General features: G+C 58.2%; 2 protein-coding genes. One reads left to right on the forward strand and one right to left on the reverse strand.

The annotated features are described in order from the left end of the window. Positions 1-941 (forward strand): type IIL restriction-modification enzyme MmeI (locus AB0878_RS49360; RefSeq protein ID WP_366590647.1); only part of this gene is annotated, 941 nt, incomplete at its 5' end. 56 nt (positions 942-997) lie between these two features. On the opposite strand, the gene AB0878_RS49365 is transcribed toward AB0878_RS49360, so the two are convergent. After that, positions 998-1,932: type IIL restriction-modification enzyme MmeI (locus AB0878_RS49365; protein WP_366590649.1), on the reverse strand; the 935-nt coding region annotated here is incomplete at its 5' end.

The following is a 1,932-nucleotide window of genomic DNA, read 5'->3' on the forward strand; positions in this document are numbered from 1 at the left end:
GGGGTATGGGTTTCGTGCTTGAGGCCGATGAGGCCCAGGCGTGGATCGCTGAAAATTCTCGTAATGCTGAGGTGCTATTCCCGTATCTCAGCGGCGAAGATCTCAACCAGCGACCTGATGCCTCGCCTACGCGGTGGGTGATCGACTTCAAAAACCTTCCCGAGCCTGAAGCGGCGAAGTACAGAGTGCCGTTTGAAAGGGTTCAGCAGTTGGTCAAGCCAGAGCGGCAATCAAACAAAGACCAAGCAGTTCGAGAGCACCCTTGGTGGCGCTTCTGGAGGACTGGACCGGCGATGCGGAAGGCGATCGCGGGTCTCGACGAGGTGCTAGCTATTGCACGCGTCAGCAAGTCCGTCATGCCAGTGCGAGTTCCTTCTTGCCATGTGTTCAGCGACTCGTTAGTAGTGTTCGCCACCGACTCGTTCGCCGACCAGGCGATACTCAGCTCGTCAGCGCACCAACTCTGGGCGATCAAGTATGGATCGGGTATGAGAAATGACCCTCGCTACACGCCTTCCGACGTGTTCGAGACGTTCCCGCGCCCCGCGCCCATCGACCGACTCGGGGCCGTCGGTCGCATCCTGGATGTGGAGCGTCGCAATGTGATGCTTCGCCGCAATCTTGGTCTGACGAAGCTCTACAACTTCATTAACGACCCCGCGATCCGTGGAGACACAGACATCACCCGACTGCGCGAGACTCACGTCGAGCTCGACCGCGAAGTCATGGACGCCTACGGCTGGTCCGACCTCGAACTCGATCACGGCTTTCACACCTACCGTCAGATGATCCGCTGGAGCGTCAGCCCCGCCGCTCGGGTTGAGATCTTCGATCGGCTACTGGAGGAGGCTCACCGACGCGTCGAGGAGAACAAGTACAACACCCGCCCTTCTGCGTCAGGAAGCGAGATTCCGAAGGAGCAAGGAGTCTTGTTCACCTGACTCGAACCTCACGCCGACCGCGGTCTCTGGGCTCGGCACACGGACAACTGGACCAGTCAGCTAAAGAGTGTCCCATCCTCCTTGGGAATCTCGCTGGCAAGTGCTGCGAGATTCCCCTGCTGGTTGCTTTTGCTTCGGCTGTTGTTTTCTTCTAGGAGGCGATCCAAGATCTCAACGCGAGCGACGGGGCTCACCGTCCATCGCTCCATCTGGCGGTAGGTGTGGAAACCATGATCGAGTTCGAGGTCAGACCAACCGTACGCGTCCACGGTCGCATCATCGACCTCGATGTGAATCTCACGTAGCCGATCAACATCTCTGTCGCCCTGAACAGACAGGTCATTGACCAGGTTATAAACGGTAGTCAGGCCAAGGCTGCGCCGCAGCATGATCTCCCTCCGCTCGTTGTCCAGGGCACGCCCAGCGGCATCGAGGCGGCCTGTCGCCTTCGGACGCGGCAACGTCTCGAAACAAACCTGTGGTGTATAGGTCGGATCAATGCGCATCGTGGTGCCGTACTTGATTGCCCACGATTGATGCACACTCGATGACAGAACTGCCTGGTCTGCGAACGAGTTGGTGGCGAACACTACCAACTTGTCGCTGAACACATGGCAAGAAGGAACTCGCACTGGCATGACGGACTTGCTGACGCGTGCAATAGCTAGCACCTCGTCGAGACCGGCAATGGCCTTGCGCAGCGCAGGTCGCTTCTCAGCATGTTGCCACCAATAGTCGCGGTAGACCTTGCGGTTGTTCTTCATTCGTTCGGGTTTGGCCTGCTCCAATACTCGCGTGAATGGTAATGAATATTTCGCAGCTGCGGCCTCGGTGCGGTCATTGAAGTCGACAACCCAGCGGGACGCAGACACATCGGGACGTTGATTGAGGTCTTCGCCGTTGAGGTATGGGAAGAGTATCTCGGTGTTGCGCGGATCGGCGGCGATCCATTCTTGCGCTTCCTCGGGTTCGAGTATGAACCCCATGCCGA

Origin of the sequence: Amycolatopsis sp. NPDC047767 (genome assembly GCF_040704195.1) — a bacterium.
Lineage (GTDB): Bacteria > Actinomycetota > Actinomycetes > Mycobacteriales > Pseudonocardiaceae > Amycolatopsis.